Annotated in this window: 15 protein-coding genes; 7 read left to right on the top strand and 8 right to left on the bottom strand. The window is 72.1% G+C overall.

Going from position 1 to position 18,320, the window contains the following annotated elements:
* The gene (locus AB0K05_RS26735) at nt 1–1,215 is read right to left on the bottom strand and encodes a hypothetical protein (RefSeq protein WP_364232574.1); all 1,215 of its coding nucleotides are present in this window, start codon (nt 1,213–1,215) and stop codon (nt 1–3) included.
* A gap of 55 nt (nt 1,216–1,270) precedes the next feature.
* Here AB0K05_RS26735 and AB0K05_RS26730 point away from each other — a divergent pair, with 55 nt between their 5' ends.
* Nucleotides 1,271–2,872 carry a citrate synthase gene (locus AB0K05_RS26730; protein ID WP_364232571.1) on the top strand — a complete coding sequence of 534 codons (1,602 nt, stop codon included), beginning with the start codon at nt 1,271–1,273 and terminating at the stop codon, nt 2,870–2,872.
* 9 nt (nt 2,873–2,881) lie between these two features.
* Here the strand turns inward: AB0K05_RS26730 and AB0K05_RS26725 are convergent, their stop codons facing one another.
* From AB0K05_RS26725 to AB0K05_RS26715, 3 genes are read right to left on the bottom strand one after another with little or no spacing between them, the layout of a single operon-like run.
* Nucleotides 2,882–5,965: a chromosome partitioning protein ParA gene (locus AB0K05_RS26725; protein WP_364232569.1), complete on the bottom strand. Its 3,084-nt coding sequence runs from the start codon at nt 5,963–5,965 to the stop codon at nt 2,882–2,884.
* 43 nt (nt 5,966–6,008) lie between these two features.
* Complete coding sequence (locus tag AB0K05_RS26720) at nt 6,009–7,229, bottom strand: helix-turn-helix domain-containing protein (protein ID WP_364232566.1); 1,221 nt, start codon at nt 7,227–7,229, stop codon at nt 6,009–6,011.
* On the bottom strand, nt 7,226–8,425 hold the full coding sequence (locus AB0K05_RS26715; protein ID WP_364232564.1) for a hypothetical protein: 1,200 nt from the start codon (nt 8,423–8,425) through the stop codon (nt 7,226–7,228). The genes AB0K05_RS26720 and AB0K05_RS26715 overlap by 4 nt, the downstream gene beginning before the upstream one ends.
* Nucleotides 8,426–8,513: 88 nt before the next feature.
* Between AB0K05_RS26715 and AB0K05_RS26710 the strand changes: the two genes are divergently transcribed.
* Together AB0K05_RS26710 and AB0K05_RS26705 are read left to right on the top strand one after the other, a co-directional pair.
* Nucleotides 8,514–9,236 carry a hypothetical protein gene (locus AB0K05_RS26710; protein WP_364232561.1) on the top strand — a complete coding sequence of 241 codons (723 nt, stop codon included), beginning with the start codon at nt 8,514–8,516 and terminating at the stop codon, nt 9,234–9,236.
* 222 nt (nt 9,237–9,458) lie between these two features.
* Entirely contained in the window at nt 9,459–9,890 is a 432-nt protein-coding gene (locus AB0K05_RS26705) for a PPOX class F420-dependent oxidoreductase (protein WP_364232559.1), read from the top strand.
* A 9-nt stretch (nt 9,891–9,899) separates the two neighbouring features.
* Here AB0K05_RS26705 and AB0K05_RS26700 read toward each other — a convergent pair whose 3' ends face one another.
* Nucleotides 9,900–10,601, bottom strand: a complete 702-nt coding sequence (locus tag AB0K05_RS26700) for a M50 family metallopeptidase (RefSeq protein WP_364232557.1) — start codon at nt 10,599–10,601, stop codon at nt 9,900–9,902.
* 34 nt (nt 10,602–10,635) lie between these two features.
* On the opposite strand from AB0K05_RS26700, the gene AB0K05_RS26695 reads away from it, so the two are divergent.
* From AB0K05_RS26695 to AB0K05_RS26685, 3 genes are read left to right on the top strand one after another with little or no spacing between them, the layout of a single operon-like run.
* A complete protein-coding gene (locus AB0K05_RS26695) occupies nt 10,636–11,523 on the top strand; it encodes an amidohydrolase family protein (protein ID WP_364232554.1) in 888 nt (295 codons plus the stop codon).
* Nucleotides 11,524–11,542: 19 nt separating this feature from the next.
* Nucleotides 11,543–11,998 (top strand): nuclear transport factor 2 family protein, encoded by a 456-nt coding sequence (locus AB0K05_RS26690; protein WP_261808437.1) that lies wholly within the window; start codon nt 11,543–11,545, stop codon nt 11,996–11,998.
* A 45-nt stretch (nt 11,999–12,043) separates the two neighbouring features.
* Nucleotides 12,044–13,162, top strand: a complete 1,119-nt coding sequence (locus AB0K05_RS26685; protein WP_364232551.1) for a magnesium and cobalt transport protein CorA — start codon at nt 12,044–12,046, stop codon at nt 13,160–13,162.
* 12 nt (nt 13,163–13,174) lie between these two features.
* Here the strand turns inward: AB0K05_RS26685 and AB0K05_RS26680 are convergent, their stop codons facing one another.
* The gene (locus AB0K05_RS26680; protein ID WP_271279047.1) at nt 13,175–15,382 is read right to left on the bottom strand and encodes an alpha-ketoacid dehydrogenase subunit alpha/beta; all 2,208 of its coding nucleotides are present in this window, start codon (nt 15,380–15,382) and stop codon (nt 13,175–13,177) included.
* 210 nt (nt 15,383–15,592) lie between these two features.
* On the opposite strand from AB0K05_RS26680, the gene AB0K05_RS26675 reads away from it, so the two are divergent.
* Nucleotides 15,593–16,927, top strand: coding sequence for a hypothetical protein (locus tag AB0K05_RS26675; protein WP_271279048.1), 1,335 nt, complete (start codon nt 15,593–15,595; stop codon nt 16,925–16,927).
* A 51-nt stretch (nt 16,928–16,978) separates the two neighbouring features.
* Here the strand turns inward: AB0K05_RS26675 and AB0K05_RS26670 are convergent, their stop codons facing one another.
* Together AB0K05_RS26670 and AB0K05_RS26665 are read right to left on the bottom strand one after the other, a co-directional pair.
* The gene (locus AB0K05_RS26670) at nt 16,979–17,368 is read right to left on the bottom strand and encodes a hypothetical protein (protein ID WP_364232549.1); all 390 of its coding nucleotides are present in this window, start codon (nt 17,366–17,368) and stop codon (nt 16,979–16,981) included.
* Nucleotides 17,369–17,465: 97 nt separating this feature from the next.
* On the bottom strand, nt 17,466–18,320 hold the full coding sequence (locus tag AB0K05_RS26665; RefSeq protein ID WP_148030553.1) for an ABC transporter permease: 855 nt from the start codon (nt 18,318–18,320) through the stop codon (nt 17,466–17,468).

Genomic DNA, 18,320 nt, shown 5'->3' with positions numbered 1-18,320 from the left:
TCACAACTGGCCGGGGAAGAGCAGGGACAGCTCGCGCGGGTAGGCCGCGATCAGGCGCAGCTCGTCGTCCGTGAGCGGCCTGCCCGTCATCGCGTTGCAGAGCTGCACCAGCTTGAAGCTCAGGTCCTCGTCCGCCACCTCCGCCCCGAGCCCGTCCATCACGTGCCGGAACCCGGCCTTCCCGCCGTACTCGCCCGTCAGCACCACCCGGCCGTCGCGCGCGTGCCAGTCCTCCGGGAACGGGCCCAGCGTCGCCTCGTCGTACAGCTCGTAGTTGCCGTGGTCCTTCAGCGCCCCGTCGGCGTGGATGCCGCTCTCGTGCGCGAACGCGTTCCGCCCCACCCCCACCTGGTTGTACGGGAGAGGCTGGCCGAAGGCGTGGGCCGCCCACAGCCCGAACCTCCTGGCCCACGTCAGGTCCAGCGCGTCGCCGATCTCCGCGGCAAGCCCGAAGCCGTGCCGGAACGCCAGGATCGTCGACAGCAGGTCGGCGTTGCCGGAGCGCTCGCCGATGCCGTTGACGCAGGTGTTGATCCACGCGTCCTGGCCCGCGTCGAGGTCGCCGAGCGCGCCCGACACCGAGTTGGCCACCGCCATGCCGAGGTCGTTGTGGCAGTGCGTCTCCACCGGCAGCGCCACCGCCGAGGCCAGCTTGGCGAACCGCTCCCTGATCCGGTCGGGCGTGTCGCCGCCGATCGTGTCGCAGTAGCGGATCCGGTCCGCGCCCGCCTCCTTCGCCGCCAGCGCGAACTCCACCAGGAACCCGTCGTCGGTCCGCGACCCGTCCTCGGCGTTCACCCCCACGGTCCGCGCGCCCGCCGTCTTGGCGGCGCGCACCGCGGCGGTCATCTCCCGGATGATCGCGCCCCGGTCGAGCCGGCCGCGGAACTTGTTCTGGATCATGTAGTCGCTGGTGGAGATCGACAGGTTGTAGTGCCTGAGACCGAGCGGCGCCGCCTTCTCCACGTCCGCGGCCACGCCCCGGCACCACCCGGACAGCCGCAGCTCGCCGAACGCCCCCGCCTCGGCCAGCGCCACCTGCGCCCGCACGTACGGGACCTCGTGGAACAGGAAGGGGAACCCGATCTCGGACTGCGCCACGCCGAGCCTGGCCAGATAGAAGTTGACCATGGTCTTGCCGAACTTCGACAGGCCGGTGCGCGCGGTCTGCACGCCGTCCCGGTTCGTCACGTCAAGGAAGTGAACTTTGGGCATGCAGCAACGTTGACATGTTCCTTCAATGTGTATCAATATTGATTTTCATCAACATGTGGAGCTGGGTGTGGAGTGGATCGACGCGGCCACGGCCGCCGACCGGCTGGGCGTCAAACCGGCCACCCTGTACGCGTACGTGAGCCGCGGGGTGCTCAAGCGGCGCCACGAGGGCCGCCGCAGCCTCTTCGACGCCGCCGAGATCGAGACCCTGGCCCGGCGGGGCAGGCCCCGCGGCCAGCAGCCCGAGCTGGTCATCGAGTCCGCCGTCACCGCTCTGGGGGCCGACCGGCCCTACTACCGTGGCCACGACGCCCTCACCCTAGCCCGCACCGCCGGCTTCGAGGCGACGGCCGAATGGCTCTGGACCGAGCACGCCTCCTCGGCCGGCCCAGAAAGCCCCCCCGGCCCCTCGGCCGACAGCCCCGGCACGGTCACGAAGGATCGTTCCGGGGTCGGAAGGGACGACCACCCCGACCAGGAGCCCGGGACGGCGCACCCCTGGCAGGCCGACGCGGCTGCCGTCCAGGCCGCCGTCGCCGCGCAACGCGACCTCCCCGAGTCACTCCTCCCGCTCGACCGCCTCCAGGTCATCACCACCGTCCTCGGCGCCACCGACCTGCTCCGCTTCCAGCTCGACCCGGCCTCGGTCGCCGCCACCGCCCGCCGCCTCATCACCGGCCTCGTCGACGCCCTCCCGGTACTGGGCCCACCAGACGCCCATGACCCATCCAGGCCAGAGCCCGACGATGAGTTCAGCCGGCCCGCACCGGGATGGGCAGATGAGCCGGGACGGCCCGCACCGAGGTCGGGAGACGCGCCGGGACGGCTCAGACCCGGGTCGGGCGATGAGTCCGGCGGGTTCGGACCGGGACGCCGTGACGAGGGCGGGCGGCTCAGACCCGAGGTCGAGTGGCTCGGTGACGACGCCGGGCAGGCCGTGCCGGAACGCGGGCGGGGGGCCGGGCAGCGAGAGCCGGAAGCAGGCACTGCCGCGGAGAGCAGCAGTCCCGTGCCTCGCTCGATCGCCGAGCGGCTGTGGCCCCGCCTGACGCCGCACCCTCCGAGCTCGTCCCTGCTCCGGGCACTGGAAGCCGCGCTGGTGCTGCTCGCCGACCATGAGCTGGCCGCCTCCACGCTGGCCGCGCGGGTCGCCGCCTCCGCCAAGGCCGACCCGTACGCCGTCGTCATCACCGGTCTGGGCGTGCTGGGCGGCCCCCTGCACGGTGGCGCCTCCTACGCCGCAGAACGCCTCCTCGCCGAGGTCGCCCGCCCCTCCGACGCGCCCCGCGTGATCGCCGACCGGATCCGCCGCGGCGAGCGCATCCCCGGCTTCGGCCACACCGTCTACAAGAACGGCGACGCCCGCGCCACCACGCTCCTCGACCTGGTGACGGAGGCCGCCCCCGGCCATGACCGGCTCGCCGCCGCCCGAGCCGTCCTGGCCGAGGCGCGCCGGCGACGGCTCCCCGAGCCCAACATCGACTTCGGCCTCGCCACCCTCGCCGCCGTCGCCGGCATGACCCCCGGCGCGGGCGAGGCCATCTTCGCCGTCGCCAGGACCGCCGGCTGGCTCGCCCACGCCATGGAGGAATACGCCCGAGGTTCCCTCCTGCGGCTGCGCGCCTCCTACACCGGCCCGCCGATCCCCAGACCCTGAATCCGGCGCTCAGCCGGGCTGTTCGCCGGACCTGTCGACGTAGGCCGCCAGGGCCTTGACCCGGTCAGCGTGCTGGTCGTGGCCGACGATCACCGGGGGCTCGTTGTAGGGCATCGCGTCGGAGGAACGGCGCAGCTTGACGTACTGGCCGCAGGCGTCGATGGCGTACGGCTCCATGTCGTCCTGCAGCGCCCCGATCACCGTGATGCCGTAGGTCTCGCCGATCCGCCGGAACAGCGCCACCGCCTCCCGCCGGTGCTCCTTGCCCAGGTTGCGGCCCAGCTCGTCGAGCACCAGGCACAGGTGGCCGCCTCCGGACGAGGCGATGGCCGCCGCGCACACCAGCTTGACCGCCTTCTCGTCCATCAGGGCGGTGTTGGCCCGCCGGTTGTAGGGCACGAAGCCCTGGCCCTCGCCGCGCCGCCACTTCGGCGTCACCCGCCACTGCCAGCGCTGCTCCGGGTCCGCGGGCGCGGGCGGCACCGGGAACTCCAGCGTCGCCCCGTAGCCGCCGTACGAGACGTCGAGCTTCTCGAACTCCTCGGCCACCCGCTCCAGCCTGGCCTTGATGGCGGCCGAGAGCGCCGCCCGGTGCACGGCCGTCGACTGCGCCGCCTCCTCCGCCCCCTTGTCGGCCGCCGCGAGGTCGCGCTGCCGCGACACCAGCTGCGCCTCGATCTGCCTGCGCTGGTGCTTCTCGTACTCCTCCTGGCCGCGCAGGTAGGAGGCGAGCGCGCCGCACACGCCCGCGAACGTCGCCTGCTCCCGCGCCGCGCTGCCACCCCGCTCGGCCAGCAGGAACCGCAGCTCCTCCGGCACCTCCGCGTCCTCCTCGGGGAAAGTGTCGCGCAGGGCCTGGTCGAGCCGGCGCTCGGCGACCCGCCACCACTCGTCGGCGGTGCGCGGGCGCTCCTCCTCGGGCAGTTCGCCCAGCCACTCGGCGGCCGACTCGGCGGTGCCGCCCCATTCGGCGGCCAGCGCGCCGAGCTTCAGCGCCTCCCGTTCGGCCGTGACCCGCGTCTCCTGCTCGCGGGCGCGCGCCCGCTCGCCGTCGAGCTGCCGGCGGCGGCTCTCCAGCCGCTCGATCTCCAGGTCTCTGGTGCGGGCGCGGAAGTCGAGCGCGGCGGTCTCCCGCTCGGCCTCCGCGACCCTCGGGGTCAGCTCCTCCAGGGCGGCGGCCAGCTCGCCGAGCCTGGCGCGCTGCCCGGTCAGCCGCCGCTCCAGCTCCTCCAGCCGCACGCCCGCCTTGGCCCCGTCGAGCCTGCGCTGGGCCAGCGTCACCGTCTCCTCGGCGTCGCGCACGGCCTCGGCGGCGGTGTCCTGAGAGTCGACGGCGCGGTTGAGGCGCTGCTCGGCGGCCTTGATGCGGGCCTCCCTGCCGGTCGCCACCCCCTCGAACGCCCCCACCACGCTCACCCCGGCCGCGCTGACCAGCACGGACCCGGGCAGCTCACGCAGCGCCTCGGCCGCCTCCGCCAGCCGGCCGGCGTCGACGATCACGGCGTGCTCACCGGGCCAGTTGCGCAGCTCGTCCAGCGCCAGCCCGCCTCCCGTCACGCCGCCGGTGACGCCGGCGGCATCCGCCAGGCTGCCGGTCCTGCCGCCGGCGGACGCACGGCCGGAGGTCGAAGGCGGGGCGCTCGTGGCGTGGTCGCGGGCCTGTTCGGCGACGTCGAGGGCGTCCAGCAGGCCGGACGCCGGGACACCCGCCCCGGCGAGTGCGTCGAGCTGGGCGGCGGCAGGGCCGCCCTCGGCGTCGTCCAGCGCCGCGCGGGCCGAGGCCACCTCCTGGTCGGCCACGCCCAGCGCCTTGAGCGCCTCGTTGAGCCGCAGCCGGGACTCGCGCAGCTCGCCCTCCGCCGCGGGCACGTCGCGCCCGTCGGCGAACCTGCGTGTCTCCTCCAGCGCCGGGATCCGGCCGCGCAGCTCGTCGGCGGAGTTCTCCGCGACCGCACGGTCGGCGTCGAGCTTGGCCGCCCGCGCCTGGAGGGCGGCCAGCTCCTTGCGCGCCTCGGTGACGCGCCGGTCGAGCGTGTCGTCCTTGAGCGTGGCGATCTCCGCCTTGACCTCGGCGATCGCCTCGGCCGCCGTCTCTCCCGCCGCTTGGTGCCCGGCCAGCTCGGCGGCCAGCGCGGAGTCCTTGGCCGCCGCGTCGGCCAGCTTGCGCGCCTGGCGCCCCTGCCAGCACCGCAACGCCCCGGCCAGGCCCACCCTCGCCTGGTCGCGCCGGTCGAACGTGGACAGCAGCGCCCGCGACTCGGTCTCGAACTCGGCCAGCCGCTCCGCCGCCTGCGCCGCCCGCACCCGCTTGGCGTGCTCGTCGCGCCGCGCCTCCCGCTCCTGCTCCAGCTCCGCGTCGAGCCCGGTCAGCGCCGCGATCGCCTCGAACACCCGCTCCGGCGAGATCTCGTTGAGCGGCTGGGACAGGAGGTTGGTGGCCACCTTGCTGCGCACGCTCGTCGACAGGAACGACACGCACCGCACCCGGTCGCCGTAGAGGACCTTGGTGAGGTCGCGGGCCACGACGTCGCGCCGGCCCGCCGATCGGGGCAGCGACGCCCAGATGTCGTCGGCCCGCGCCACGCGTTCGGCCTCCGACGGCGCCGCCGCCAGCCGGACCCCCTCCCGCCAGCGGATCTCCAGATGCGGAGCCTCCTGGTTGACCCGCAGCCAGACGGTCAGTGGCGCGTCGGGCCGCCCGGCCGCCCCGAACAGCTCGCCGTCGTCGTCGCCCGGATCGACCGTGTAGGCGTCGAGGCTCTCGCTGCCGGCGGCGGGCGCGAACACGCCCACGATGTAGCCGTGGCCGGCGCTCGCCCACTGGCGCGCGCCCGCCCCGCTGGCCAGCTCCGCGTTGAACAGCAGCTCCGACACCGTCTTGGCGCCCGAGGCGAACCGCCACTGCTCGTCGCCGAGCAGCGCGGTGATCGACGCGATGAACGACGACTTGCCGGCGCCGTTGGAGTCCTTGGGGCCCGCTCCCGCCACGACGATCAGCGTGCCGGGCACGACGGGCACCGGATGGGTGGACAGCCGGGAGATGTTGACCGCCTGCACGGCGACCAGCACCCGATCTCCCACGACGTTCTCCACCTGCGCCACCACTACCCCCGTTTCCTTCGGTCGGCCGCCCCGGTCATCGGGCTGCCCTGCGTGCTCGTACGGCCACCGCCAGCGGCGTGTCGGGACCCGCCGCGAGGATCAGCTCCTCCTGCAGCCGCCTGCGCGCCTCCGGCGTGAGGCGGTGGAACTGCGGGCCGGGGACGTAACCCCCGGCCTCCTCGCCCGCCTTGACCTGGGTCACCAGCCCCGCGTGGCGCAGCGCGCGCAGCGCCGACTCCAGCTCGCCTATCGGGAGCTGGGTATGGCGGCGCAACTCGTCGACCGGTGCCGGGTGCGGCGACAGCCACGAGTCTTCGGGCAGGAGGCCCTCGGCGCGGGGGATGGCCACCGAGTGGACCAGCACCAGGGTCAGCACCGCCCGCTCGCTCTCGCCCGGCCCTCCTCCCGGCGGCTCGTCGCGTACGAGCTCGTCGGCGTAACCCGAGATCCAGCGCTCGCGCTGCTGGACGAGCGTGCGCCCGCGGCGGGCGAGCATCTCGGCGAGGGTGCGCCGCAGCGCCGGGTCGCGCAGCGCGGCGAACCTCGCCTCCTGCACGGGCTCGGCGGCGTGCTCCACCACCATGAAGGCGGACACCAGCTCGGCCCTGCGACGCTCGTCGTAGCCGCTCAGCAGGTCGTCGAACTCGGCCACGCCCGGCTCCGCCCGGCTCCCCGCGCCTTGGTCGGGAGCGGCGGGCTCCGGAAGGGCGGCGGCGACCAGGCCCGCGTCGGGGACCACCGGCACGGCGCGGCGCTCCGGCTCGGGGATGCGGCGCACCAGGTCTTTCAGCACCGCGTGGGACTCCACGGGCCACAGCGCGCACCGCGGGCCGAGCGAGACGATGCCGCCGGCCACCACCACCCACGCCGAGTCGTGCAGCCGGCGCAGCGCCCCGATGGCCCAGTTGCGCATGAGGTCGTCGGTGCGGCCGATCAGCGCGCGGTAGGTGTCGAGCACCCGCTCCAGCGGCGCCGGCTCGCCCGGCCACGGGTCGGCCGACTGGTCGGCCCAGCAGCACTTGAGCACCGCCGCCAGCACCCGCCGGGTCTCGCCGGCCCGCTCCACCGGCATGGGCGGCACCTGGTGCTCCTCCAGCAGCGACGGCGTCACCCCGTCGGGCCACACGGGCAGCGCCACCCCCGAGGAGTCCGGGCCGCTCAGCCTGGTCATGCCCGCGGGGGCCGGCGCGCCGGGCCCGAGCCGCAGCGGGCCCTGCGCGCGCGCCCGCGCGTGCGCGGCCTGATCGGCGGTCACGGCGTACGCTCCAGGTGGCCGTGGGAGAGCCAGGACGGCTCGCGGGACGGGTCGATCGTCAGCCCGTCCGACCAGGTCAGCCGGTAGGGCAGCTCCGGCCGCAGGTCGACGGTCGTCAGGTCGGCGAGCACCCGCCGGGCCGTGGCCCAGTCGGGGCCGAGCACGTCGGCCAGCGCCACCCGCGACTCCCCGCCCAGCAGGGACTCGGCCAGCTCGCGCAGCCGCTCGACGGCCGCCTCCCGCGCGGCGCCGAGCGAGCCGTCGGGGCCCGGGTCGGGCAGCGTGGAGCGCGGCGGCGTGGGCTGGGCGGGCGCCGGCCGCGGCGCCTCGTCGACGGCGCGGGCGATCGCCGCCGGATCGTGCCACGGCGCCGGGGCGTCGAACACGAACCCGTCGAGCACCGCGGCCAGCCGCTCCTTGGTCGCCGTCTGGGCGAACGTGCGCCATGTCTCCGTCGGCAGCAGCGTCAGGTTGCGGGTGGTGCCGGCCGAGTCGGCCAGCCGCCCGGCCGCGCGGCGGGAGGCGTCGCTGTAGGCGTAGATCGCCGCCCGCAGGTCGGTGCAGACCCGGTCGAGCTCGGGCCAGCGGGTCAGGATCGTGCCGTGGACGCTCTGCGCGCGGCGGGCGATCTCCTCGGTGCCCCACAGCTTGGGGGCCTGCTCGCGCAGCTCCTCGATGGTGCCGGTGGTGAGCGTGATCAGCTCCAGCGCCCACAGCCGGAACGCCCGCGCCAGACCGGCCGCGCTCTGCCGGGCCTCCTCCATCGTGGTGCGCGGGTCGGCGACGTTGAGATCTTCGAGGGCGAGCAGCCGGTGCATCTCCGACTGGCCGCCGTCGTCCATCATCCGCCGGATGAACATCAGGCCGACCACGCTGGTGAACGACGCGCGGTAACGGAGCTGGTTGGGCTTGGGGAACACCTCGCGGATCGCGCCCAGCCCCTTGAGCACCCGCAGCCGGTTGTCGAACTGGTCGGCCGGATAGGCCCCGCAGGCCAGGCGCATCTGCTCGTGCGTCAGCCACTCCTCGCCCGCGTCGGCGAACGCGGCGAACAGCGTCTCGGCGATGTCGACCAGCACGGGGTCGTCGACCACCGCGCCGCTGTCGCGGGCCAGCGCCGCGAACATCCGGCGGTAGGTCGACAGCACCGCCTCATCGCTGAGCGCGGCGTCGAGGGTCAAGGGCTGCTCGGGCACGCGCACTAAGGTACGGCCTCCGGCCGACATTCTCCGCCGCGACCGGTCCGCCGCGCGCCGGGGGAGCGGGATGAGAGGGTGTGAGGTCGTGGGGGAACGGAAGAGCTGGGGCGTCGACCAGGTGCGGGCGCTGCTCGACATCGCCGAGGGCAAGGGATCCGACCGCGAGGAGGCCGAGAGCGCGGCCGCGCTGGCGGCCAAGATCCTTTACCGGATGGGGCTGGACGCGGACACCGTGCGCCGCGACGCCGCGAGCCCCGTCGGCACGTGGCGGCTGCCGATCGACACCAGCGGCGGTCACCACGTCGAGCGGGCCGAGGCCGTCTGGCTGGTGATCAGCGCGCTCGGCTGCATGGGCTGCCACGAGGGCGGACGCCGGCGCGACCGGGTGTCGCACGTGCGGCTCGTCGGCCCCGTGGAGGTGCTGAAGTCGCTGAAGATCCTGCTGCCCTCGGTGCTGATCCAGATGGAGCTGCGATTCGGTCTCGCCTGGCGGGCCGAGCGGGCCAGGCACCCCGGCCTGCCCGCGCAGCAGCTGCGCCGCAAGCGGACGCTGTACCAGCGGGGGTTCTACCGCGGCTTCGGCAAGGGACTGGCCGACAAGATGCGGGCCCGGGTGCGGGAGGTCGCCGACGAGGTCTCCGGCGGCGCGGGGGAGCTGGTGCTGGCCGGGCGCGAGGCGGCGGTGCGCGCGGAGTTCGAGCGCTGGGACACCAAGCCAGGCGGGTCCTCCTTCTACGACGAGACCGGGTTCGAGCGCGGCCGGGAGGCGGCCATGACGGCCGACCTCGGCGACAGGTCGATCAGCTGAGCAGGCTGGGCGGGTGCGCGGCGTTGAGGGTCAGCTCCCCCCGGGCTGAGCGCCGGCGACGTCGTGCGGCGTCTCCTGAACCGGTGGTACGGCTCGCGCCCGCGTTCGACGAGCACGCCGGCGCAGTCCTGCTTCATGACCTGAGGGACACGAGGGTGGCCCTGACAGGGCCAGTCCTGACGTGGTCTCCCTCCCCATGAGCGCAGGGCCGAGACTCGGGGCATGAGCATGACGACCAACGAGATCGCCTACCTGAACGGCCAGCTGCTGGGCCGCCTCGCCACCGTGGGCCCCGGCGGGCGGCCGCACCTGGTCACCGTGGGCGTCTTCTACGACCCGGAGTCCGGCTGCGTCGTGATCGGGGGGCACGCCGGCACCGGCATGTCCGAGAGCAAGAAGTTCCGCGACGCGCGGCGGCATCCCGACGTGGCGTTCCTCGTGGACGACCTGGCCTCCGTCGACCCGTGGACGCCGCGCGGCATCGAGATCCGAGGGCTGGCGGAGACGCACACCACCGGCGGCGCCGAGCTGGGCGAGCGCATCGGCGCGAACATGCCGTTCGACCCGGCCTGGATCCGTATCCGTGCGCGCCGCGTCCGCAGCTGGGGGATCGACACCGGGCCGTTCGAGCTGTCCACCCGGGACGTGGTCTGACCGGCTTACTTACGCGAGCGGGTTCATCAGGTAGGCGCCCCCGACCACGGACACCCCCGCCACCAGCAGGAAGAAGAACACGTAGAACCCGCCGGGCAGGAGGGTCAGCCGGGCCAGCTGGTCGGCGTCGGAGTCGCGCGCCTGGCGCCTGCGCCGCTTGCGCTGCAGCTCCAGGATCGGCCGGACGCCGCCGAACAGCAGGAACCACACCACCAGGAAAGCCACGATCTGCTGCACCTCGCCGGGCGCGTACATCGACAGCGCGAACACCGCCCCGCCCGACGCCAGCAGGATGAGCGCGCCGTACAGGTTGCGGATCAGCAGGAGCATGCACACCAGGAAGAGCAGCATCCCCCAGATCAGCAGCGTGATGTGACCCTGGTCGGTCAGCCAGGCGGCGGCCAGCCCGAGCAGCGACGGCGCCAGGTAGCCCGCCAGCGCGGTCAGCACCATGCCGGGCCCGGTGGGCCTGCCCCTGGTCAGCGTCACGCCCGAGGTGTCGGAGTGCAGCCGGATGCCCTCCAGCTTGCGCCGGGTGAGCAACGCCATGACGGCGTGGCCGCCCTCGTGGGCGATCGTGATCAGCCCTCTGGTGAGCTGCCAGGGCACGGTGAAGGTGACGATCGCCAGCGCGACCAGCGCGGAGACGACCACGACCCAGGGGTCGGGGTCAGGTTGCGCCTCGATCAGCTGAGCCCAGAGCTTGTCCATCGATTAGGAACCCTATCCGGGTAAAGTCACGGTCGTGGCCACAGAACTTGATTCTGATGAAGGGGTGCGCGCCTGGTGGGCGGCGCTCGGACTGCCCGGCCTGGTGGACCTGCACGTGCATTTCCTGCCCGAGCGGATGGAGCGCCGGGTCTGGCACCATTTCCACCACGGCGGCCCCCTCATGGGCAGCGGCTGGAAGATCGAGTACGAGTGGCCGGTCGCCGATCGCGTGACCCGGCTGCGGGAGCTGGGGGTGACGGCCTTCCCCGCGCTCGCGTACGCGCACAAGCCCGGCATGGCGGCCGACCTCAACGCCTGGACACTCGGCTTCGCCGGCCGCACGCCCGGCTGCCTGCCCTCGGCCACCTTCTATCCCGAGCCCGCCGCCCCCGCCTACGTCCGGCAGGCCCTCGACCAGGGGGCCAAGATCTTCAAGGTGCACCTCCAGGTGGGCGACTTCGACCCGCGCCTGCCCGAGCTGGACGGCATCTGGGGGCTGCTGGCCGAGGCCGGCGTCCCCGTGGTGGTGCACGCCAGCTCGGTGCCCGTGCCCGGCGGGTACGTCGGCGCCGAGCCGATCGGCGAGGTGCTGCGCGCACATCCCCGGCTGCGCGTGATCATCGCCCATCTCGGCATGCCGGAGTACGATCCGTTCTTCGCGCTGGCCGAGCGCTACGAGCGGGTGGCGCTGGACACCACGATGGCTTTCACCGACTTCGCCGAGCTCGGCATGCCCTTTCCCGCCCGGCTCCGTCCCGCCCTGCGTGAACTCGGGCTGGCGGGGAAGGTGGTCCTCGGCAGTGACTTCCCGACGATCCCCCACCCGTACGCACACCAGCTGCACGCCCTCGACCGGCTCGGCCTCGGCGACGACTGGCTCAGGGCCGTGTGCTGGGACAACGGCCTGACCATGATTCGATAGCAGAGTGAACGATCGGCACGTGGCGCTGATAAGCGCCTTCTACGAGGCACTCGGCCGTGCTGATGCGGCGGCCATGGAGAGCTGTTACCACCCCGAGGTCAGCTTCGGCGATCCCGTCTTCCAGGAGCTGGAGGGCCGCGACAGGGTGATGGCGATGTGGCGGCTCCAGCTCAGCCGGGGCGTCGGCATGAAGGCCGAGTTCCACGGGGCGACGGCCGACGACTTCTCCGGCACCGCCCGCTGGACGGCCCGCTACCGCATGCCCAGCACGGGCCGGCAGGTGGTCAACGAGATAGAGGCGATGTTCCGGTTCGAGGACGACCTGATCATCAGGCACCACGAGGAGTTCGACTTCAAACGCTGGTCCAAGATGGCGCTGGGCCGCCCGCACGGGTTGTTGTTCGGGTGGACGCCGAGATGGCGGCAGATGATCCGCGAGCGCGCCATGGCACAGCTCGACGACTTCGCGACCTAGGAGCGACACGGGGGGCGACACGGGGAGCGACACACAGGAGGTGGCATGACCAGGGCGAGAGGGCGCCGGCGCGGCAGGCTGACACGCGAGCCGGCTCCCGAGAAGTCGATGGACCCCCGGCCCAGCGAGGATCAGCCCTACCGTCCGACGGTCATCAACAACACGATCTACCAGGACGGCCGCGCCGTCGACAACCCCGGTTCGCTGGCCGACGCCTTCCAGTGCCTGAAGGACAAACCTGGCGCGCTCGCCTGGATCGGCCTGTACCGGCCGAAGGAGTGGGAGCTGGTCAAGCTCGCGGAGGAGTTCCAGCTGCACGAGCTGGCCGTCGAGGACGCCATCGTCGGCTCCCAGCGGCCCAAGGCCGACCGCTACGGCGAGACCCTGTTCGTGGTGCTGCGCGCGGCCACCTACCGGGACGAGGTGGAGGAGGTGGCCTTCGGCGAGCTGAACGTGTTCGTCGGCCCCGACTTCGTGCTGACCGTCCGCCACTCCGAGGCGCCCGACCTTCAGGTGGTGCGCAGGCGTATGGAGTCAGAGCCCGACCTGCTGCGCAAGGGCCCGCAGGCGGTGCTGTACGCGATCCTGGACGCGGTGGTCGACGACTACGCGCCGGTCGTGAAAGGGCTGCAGGAGGACATCGAGGAGATCGAGGTCCAGGTGTTCGGCGGCGACCCGGCCGTGTCCCGCCGCGTCTACGAGCTGTCGCGCGAGGTGATCGAGTTCCAGCGGGCCACCGCGCCGCTGGTGCGGCTGATCGACGGGTTCATCGCCGGCGCCGACAAGTACGGCGTCGACGAGGAGCTGCAGAGCTACCTGCGCGACGTGGCCGACCACGCCATCACGGTCAACGAGCGGGTGGCCTCCTTCCGCCAGCAGCTCCAGGACATCCTGGTGGTCAACTCCACCCTGGTCACCCAGGCGCAGAACGCCGAGATGGCCAGGATGACCGAGGTCAGCATCCAGCAGGGCGAGGAGGTCAAGAAGATCTCCGCCTGGGCGGCCATCCTCTTCGCGCCGACCGTGGTGGGCGGCATCTACGGGATGAACTTCGACCACATGCCCGAGTATCACTGGGCCCTGGGCTACCCGTTCGCGATCTCCCTCATGGCGGGGGTGTGCGTCATCCTGTACGTGATCTTCAAACGGCGCGGCTGGCTGTAGCGCAGGGCCAGGTCAGGAGAGCAGCTTGCGGGCGGCCTGCTCGATCTCCTCCTCCGACAGCAGCACGTGGTCGGCCGCCCCGCCCAGCGGGACGAAGCTGTCGGCCGAGGTCACCCGGGCCACCTGACCCTGGTAGCCGGCGTCGAGCAGCTCGGCCATGACGCCCTCGGACACGCCGCCCGAGTGGCGCGTCTCGTCCGCGATCAGCACCTTGCCCGTCAGCTCCGCCGCGCGCAGCAGGTCGGCCACCGGCAGCGGCGCCAGCCAGCGCAGGTCCAGCACCCGGCAGCTGAAGCCCTCCTGGGTGAGCCGCACCGCCGCCCGCAGGCTCATCCGCACCCCGTTGCCGAACGTCACGATCGTCAGGTCGCGCCCGTCGCCGTAGGAGCGGGCGCCGCCGATCGGCACGTGCGTCTCCGCCCAGCGCGACGGCGGGGCGTACGGGGCCAGCCAGCCGCCGTCGCCCTCCTCGAACAGGTCTCTGGTGTGGTAGAGCGCGATCGGCTCCAGGAACACGCACACCGACCCCTGCGTGCGCGCGGCCGCCAGGCACGTGCGGAGCATGGCGGAGGCGTCGTCGGGCCGGGACGGCGAGGCGATGATCAGGCCGGGGATGTCGCGCAGCGCCGCGATCGCGTTGTCGTTGTGGAAGTGCCCGCCGAACCCCTTCTGGTAGGCGTAGCCCGCGATCCGCACCACCATCGGGTTCGGGTAGGCGCCCTGCGAGAAGAACGACAGCGTGGCGGCCTCGCCCCTGATCTGGTCGATCGCGTTGTGCAGGTAGGCCAGATACTGGATCTCCGGCACCGGCAGCAGCCTGGACACCCCCGCGCCCAGGGCCAGCCCGAGGATGGCCTGCTCGTCCAGATGGGTGTCGAACACCCGGGCGGGGCCGAACCTCTTCTGCAGCCCGCGGGTCACCCCGTAGACGCCGCCCTTCTTGGCGACGTCCTCGCCGAAGACCATCATCTCCGGGTAGACCGCGAGCGCGTCGGCGAGCGTGCGGTTGATCGACTGGGAGAGCGTCAGCGGCTTCTCCGACTCCGGCAGCGTCCCGGCGAACGTCCGCTCCCGCACCGCGCTCTCCGCCGCCACGGGGCTGATCTTGGCGACCAGGTCGGCGTCGTGCGGCGCGATCGGCTCCATGACCTCCTTCGCCGAGCGGAGCCGGGGCAGCCGGGTGGTCTCCAGCGCGATGCGCAGCACGTGCTCGCGGGCGAGCTCGTACCGTCTGAGCAGCTCCTCCGGCGTGGTCAGGCCCGCCTCGACGAGCAGCCGCGCGGTGCGCAGCAGCGGGTCGCGCGCCAGGTCGGCGCGGAGCTCGCGCTGGGTGCGGTACGCGGACTCGACGTCGGAGCCGGCGTGCCCCATCAGCCGCACCGTCGACAGGTGCAGGAACGCGGGGGTGCGGTGGGAGCGCACGTGCTCCACCGCCCGCACCGCCGTGTCGTACGCGGAAGCCAGGTCACAGCCGTCGGCCGCGAAGTACTCGATGCCGGGCCGCCTGGCGGACGCCTCCACCCAGCCTCTGGGGGTCCTGACGCTGATGCCGATGCCGTTGTCCTCGCACACGAACAGGATCGGCACCCGCTGCCCCTGGTAGGTGGCGTAGGCGGCGGTGTTGAAGCCCGACAGGGCCGTGGCGTGGTTGACCGAGGCGTCGCCGAAACTGCACACGGCGATCGCGTCGTCGGGCCACAGGCCCGCCGTGTCGAGCGCGCGGGCCCGCTCGATGGCGAACGCCACGCCCACCGCCCTCGGCAGGTGGCTGGCGATCGTGGACGTCTGGGGGATGACGGCCAGCTCGGGATGGCCGAACACCTTGTGCCTGCCGCCCGCGATCGGCTCCTCGGCGGCCGCCGTCAGGCCCATCAGGACGTCCCTGATGCCCTGTTCGGGCAGCCGTCCGGCCTGCTCGGACCTGGTCAGGTAGAACGCGCCGGAGCGGTAGTGGAGCAGCGCGGGGTCGTCCGGGCGCAGCGCGGCGGCCACGGCCGCGTTGCCCTCGTGGCCGGCCGAGCCGATCGTGTAGAAGCCCTCGTCCTGCTCGCGCAGCCAGCGGGCGGCGATGTCGAGCAGCCGGCTGTCGAGCTGGCGCTGGTAGAGCGTCCGGCACTGCTCTCCGGTGAGCGTGGCGCCCTCCCGTACCGGATCGCCGGGACCGCGGGCCGGGCCCGTCTGGAGGGTCTCCACTGCCTGGACGAAATGAGTCTCAACCATGTCGCGCGCCACATGCCGATTATGGCCGCTGAGCACCGTGTTCGTCTGCCAGTCACGGGCGACATGTGTTGGACCGGTCCTTTTGACATAGATCTATAACAGCTTGTCAGAATGGTGAACTTCGCCATTCGCCACCACGTCTACTGGTTTGACACGTGGCGCCCTCAAAGCCGCGTTGAAACCAACTGGGTATCCAGGAAAGGAACCCGAATGTCGTTACAACGCATCCGTACGATCGCCGTCGCGATGGCGGTGGGGGCCGGTGCGCTGGTCCTTACGCCACCCGCGTCAGCGCAGGTCAGCACTGCAGCAGCGCCGGCCGTCACCAAGGTGACGCTCAACCCGGCATCCCCGGTCGTGCTCTTCGAAAGCACCGCCAAGGTGACCTTCACGATCCAGGCGAAGGACGCCGAAAAGGCCACCATGGTCTTCACTCCGCCGGGTGTCAGCACCCAGCCGATCATCGAGGCCAAGAAAGTCGGGACGGACACCTTCCAGGTCGAGCACTCCGTCGGCACGGTGGGCACGTGGAACTACACCGCCACCGCCGTCAAGGGGGACGAGACGGGCCAGCTGAAGGGCACGTTCGACGTCAAGAAGGCGCTCGAGACCAAGATCGTCAGGTTCGACGCCAACCCCGACAGGGTCACGAAGGGCGACCGGGTCCGGCTCTCCGGCCAGCTCAGGGCCGGCGACCAGGGCTACGGCGGCCAGGAGGTCGCGATCAGCTTCCGCTCCCGCGGCTCCGACGACTTCCGCAAGGTCACCACGGACAAGACCAGCCGCAACGGCTGGTTCTCCGCGAGCGTGAAGCCGTGGCGCAGCGGCGAGTGGCGGGCCGAGTTCGCCGGCAACGCCGAGGCCAAGGCGTCGGTCAGCGACAGCGACGGCGTCCGCGTCCGCTCCCGGACCATCGACACCAGGATCGTCGGCTTCGACGCCTACTCGGAGCCCGTCGTCAAGGGCGACAAGCTGCGCTTCAAGGGCACCCTGCAGGCCGACGACCGGCGGGCGCTGCGCGGTGAGCGCGTGACCATCCAGTTCAGGGCCGTGACCTCCCGCCAGTGGACGGACGTCACCGGCGACCGCACCAGCCGGCACGGCCGCTTCCACGCCTCCACCACCGCCGAGCAGAGCGGCTGGTGGCGCGCGGTGTACGCGGGCGACCGCCGGGTCGACGGCTCGGTCAGCGGCCCCGACTTCGTGCGGGTCACCGAGCCGGTCGAGAAGGCCGACACCCGGGTCCTCGGCTTCAACGCCTACCCCGAGCCGGTCAAGCGCGGCCGTGATCTGAAGATCTGGGCCCAGCTCCAGGTCGACGACGACGGCACCTGGAAGGGCTACAAGGGCAAGGTGGACCTGTACTTCAAGTCCAACCGGTCCGACGAGTACAGGCTCGTGAAGTCCGCCTGGTCCAGCGACAGCGGCAGACTGTTCACCGAGGTCCGCGCCTGGACCTCCGGCCGCTGGCGTTTCGTCTACGAGGGCGACGACAGGACGAACGGCGACACCAGCCGCTCCGACTACGTCCGCGTGCGTCGCTGACATCGACGAGGCCCGGGGCGCCGCATCAGCGCCCCGGGCCTCACCATGTCCTCAGTTGACCCGTCGCTCCGGCGCGGTCGCCCCCAGGCTCGCGAGCATGGACATGATGTCGACCATGCCCAGCTTGAGCTCGCCGACGTCCTGCTTGAGCTGGCTCACGTCTTGCTTGAGCAGGTTGACGTCTTGCTGGAGGTCGTCGAGACGCCGCTCGAACCCGTCCATACGTCGCTCGAACCCGTCCATGCGCTGGTCGAACTTGTCCATGCGCTTGTCCAGCTTGTCGATCTTGTTGAGAACGTTGCGCCCGACGTCGTCGACACGGTCGTGCAGGGCGGAGAAGCGCTGTTCGATGCTCAGGTTGGGCACACCGCTCACTGTAGACCGTTCGAGAGCCGAGACCCTGATTTCCAGGTCATCGAATTTCGCCTGCAGATCCAACATGGAGTGATCCTCTCGAGGGGGTGACGTCGCTCCTTGCATCGGAAAGAATACTCTCCGTGAAGGGTGCTTGTGTTCGAACCCGAGAGGGCCGCCCCGGCTAATCGGCCCGCTTGAACTGGGCGATGCCCACCGCCAGCAGCCCCAGCCCCAGCGCCGCCACCAGCCCGAGCTCCACCGGCACGGGCACCTGCCAGCCGAACCACTGCACCCCCGGGTTCAGGGTCGCGTTCACCTCCGGCGGCACGTCCAGGTGGGAGAAGACGGCCTGGCGCATCGGGTCGACCGCGTACGTCATGGGGTTGACCACCGTCAGGGCGTGCAGCCACGACGGCAGGTTGGCCAGCGGGAACATGGCGCCCGACAGGAACATCATCGGCATGATCGCCATCTGCATCAGCCCGAAGAACGACTGCATGTTCTTCATCCGCGCCGCCAGCATCACGCCGAAGGCGGTGATCGTGAAGGCCGCCAGGAACATCTCCGCCAGCAGCGTGAGCATCAGCGTGGGCGAGTACGGCACCCCCACCATCCCCGCCATGGCCAGGATGACGATGCCCTGGCCGGTGGCCACGATCGCGCCGCCGAGACACTTGCCCACCACGATGGCCGTGCGCGACACCGGCGCGACCAGCATCTCGCGCAGGAACCCGAACTCGCGGTCCCACACGATAGACCCCGCCGAGAACATGCCCGTCATGATCACCGTCATGGAGATCATGCCGGGATACATGAAGGTGCGGAAGTCCACGCCCGGGATCGACGCCTGGACCAGCGACCCCAGGCCGGTGCCCATGACGAACAGCCACAGCACCGGCTGCAGCAGCATCGAGAGCATGCGGGTGCGGTCGTTGAGGAAGCGCAGCATCTCACGGTGCAGGACCACCTTGATGGCCCGCAGGTCGTGCGCGGCGCTGCGGGCCGGCACCCGCACGCGGATCGCCTGTGTCGTCAT

Origin of the sequence: Nonomuraea sp. NPDC049486, assembly GCF_040676925.1 — a bacterium.
GTDB classification, from domain to species: Bacteria; Actinomycetota; Actinomycetes; order Streptosporangiales; family Streptosporangiaceae; genus Nonomuraea; species Nonomuraea ferruginea.
The sequence above is the reverse complement of the archived record's forward strand: the minus strand, read 5'-3'. Positions and strand labels throughout refer to the sequence as shown.

Bases quoted from the DNA above. Each gene is read 5' to 3' on its own strand.
- AB0K05_RS26670 (WP_364232549.1), bottom strand. From the start codon at position 17,368: ATGTTGGATCTGCAGGCGAAATTCGATGACCTGGAAATCAGGGTCTCG.
- AB0K05_RS26705 (WP_364232559.1), top strand. From the start codon at position 9,459: ATGAGCATGACGACCAACGAGATCGCCTACCTGAACGGCCAGCTGCTG.
- AB0K05_RS26685 (WP_364232551.1), top strand. From the start codon at position 12,044: ATGACCAGGGCGAGAGGGCGCCGGCGCGGCAGGCTGACACGCGAGCCG.
- AB0K05_RS26735 (WP_364232574.1), bottom strand. From the start codon at position 1,215: ATGCCCAAAGTTCACTTCCTTGACGTGACGAACCGGGACGGCGTGCAG.
- AB0K05_RS26675 (WP_271279048.1), top strand. From the start codon at position 15,593: ATGTCGTTACAACGCATCCGTACGATCGCCGTCGCGATGGCGGTGGGG.
- AB0K05_RS26665 (WP_148030553.1), bottom strand. From the start codon at position 18,320: ATGACGACACAGGCGATCCGCGTGCGGGTGCCGGCCCGCAGCGCCGCG.
- AB0K05_RS26680 (WP_271279047.1), bottom strand. From the start codon at position 15,382: ATGGTTGAGACTCATTTCGTCCAGGCAGTGGAGACCCTCCAGACGGGC.
- AB0K05_RS26700 (WP_364232557.1), bottom strand. From the start codon at position 10,601: ATGGACAAGCTCTGGGCTCAGCTGATCGAGGCGCAACCTGACCCCGAC.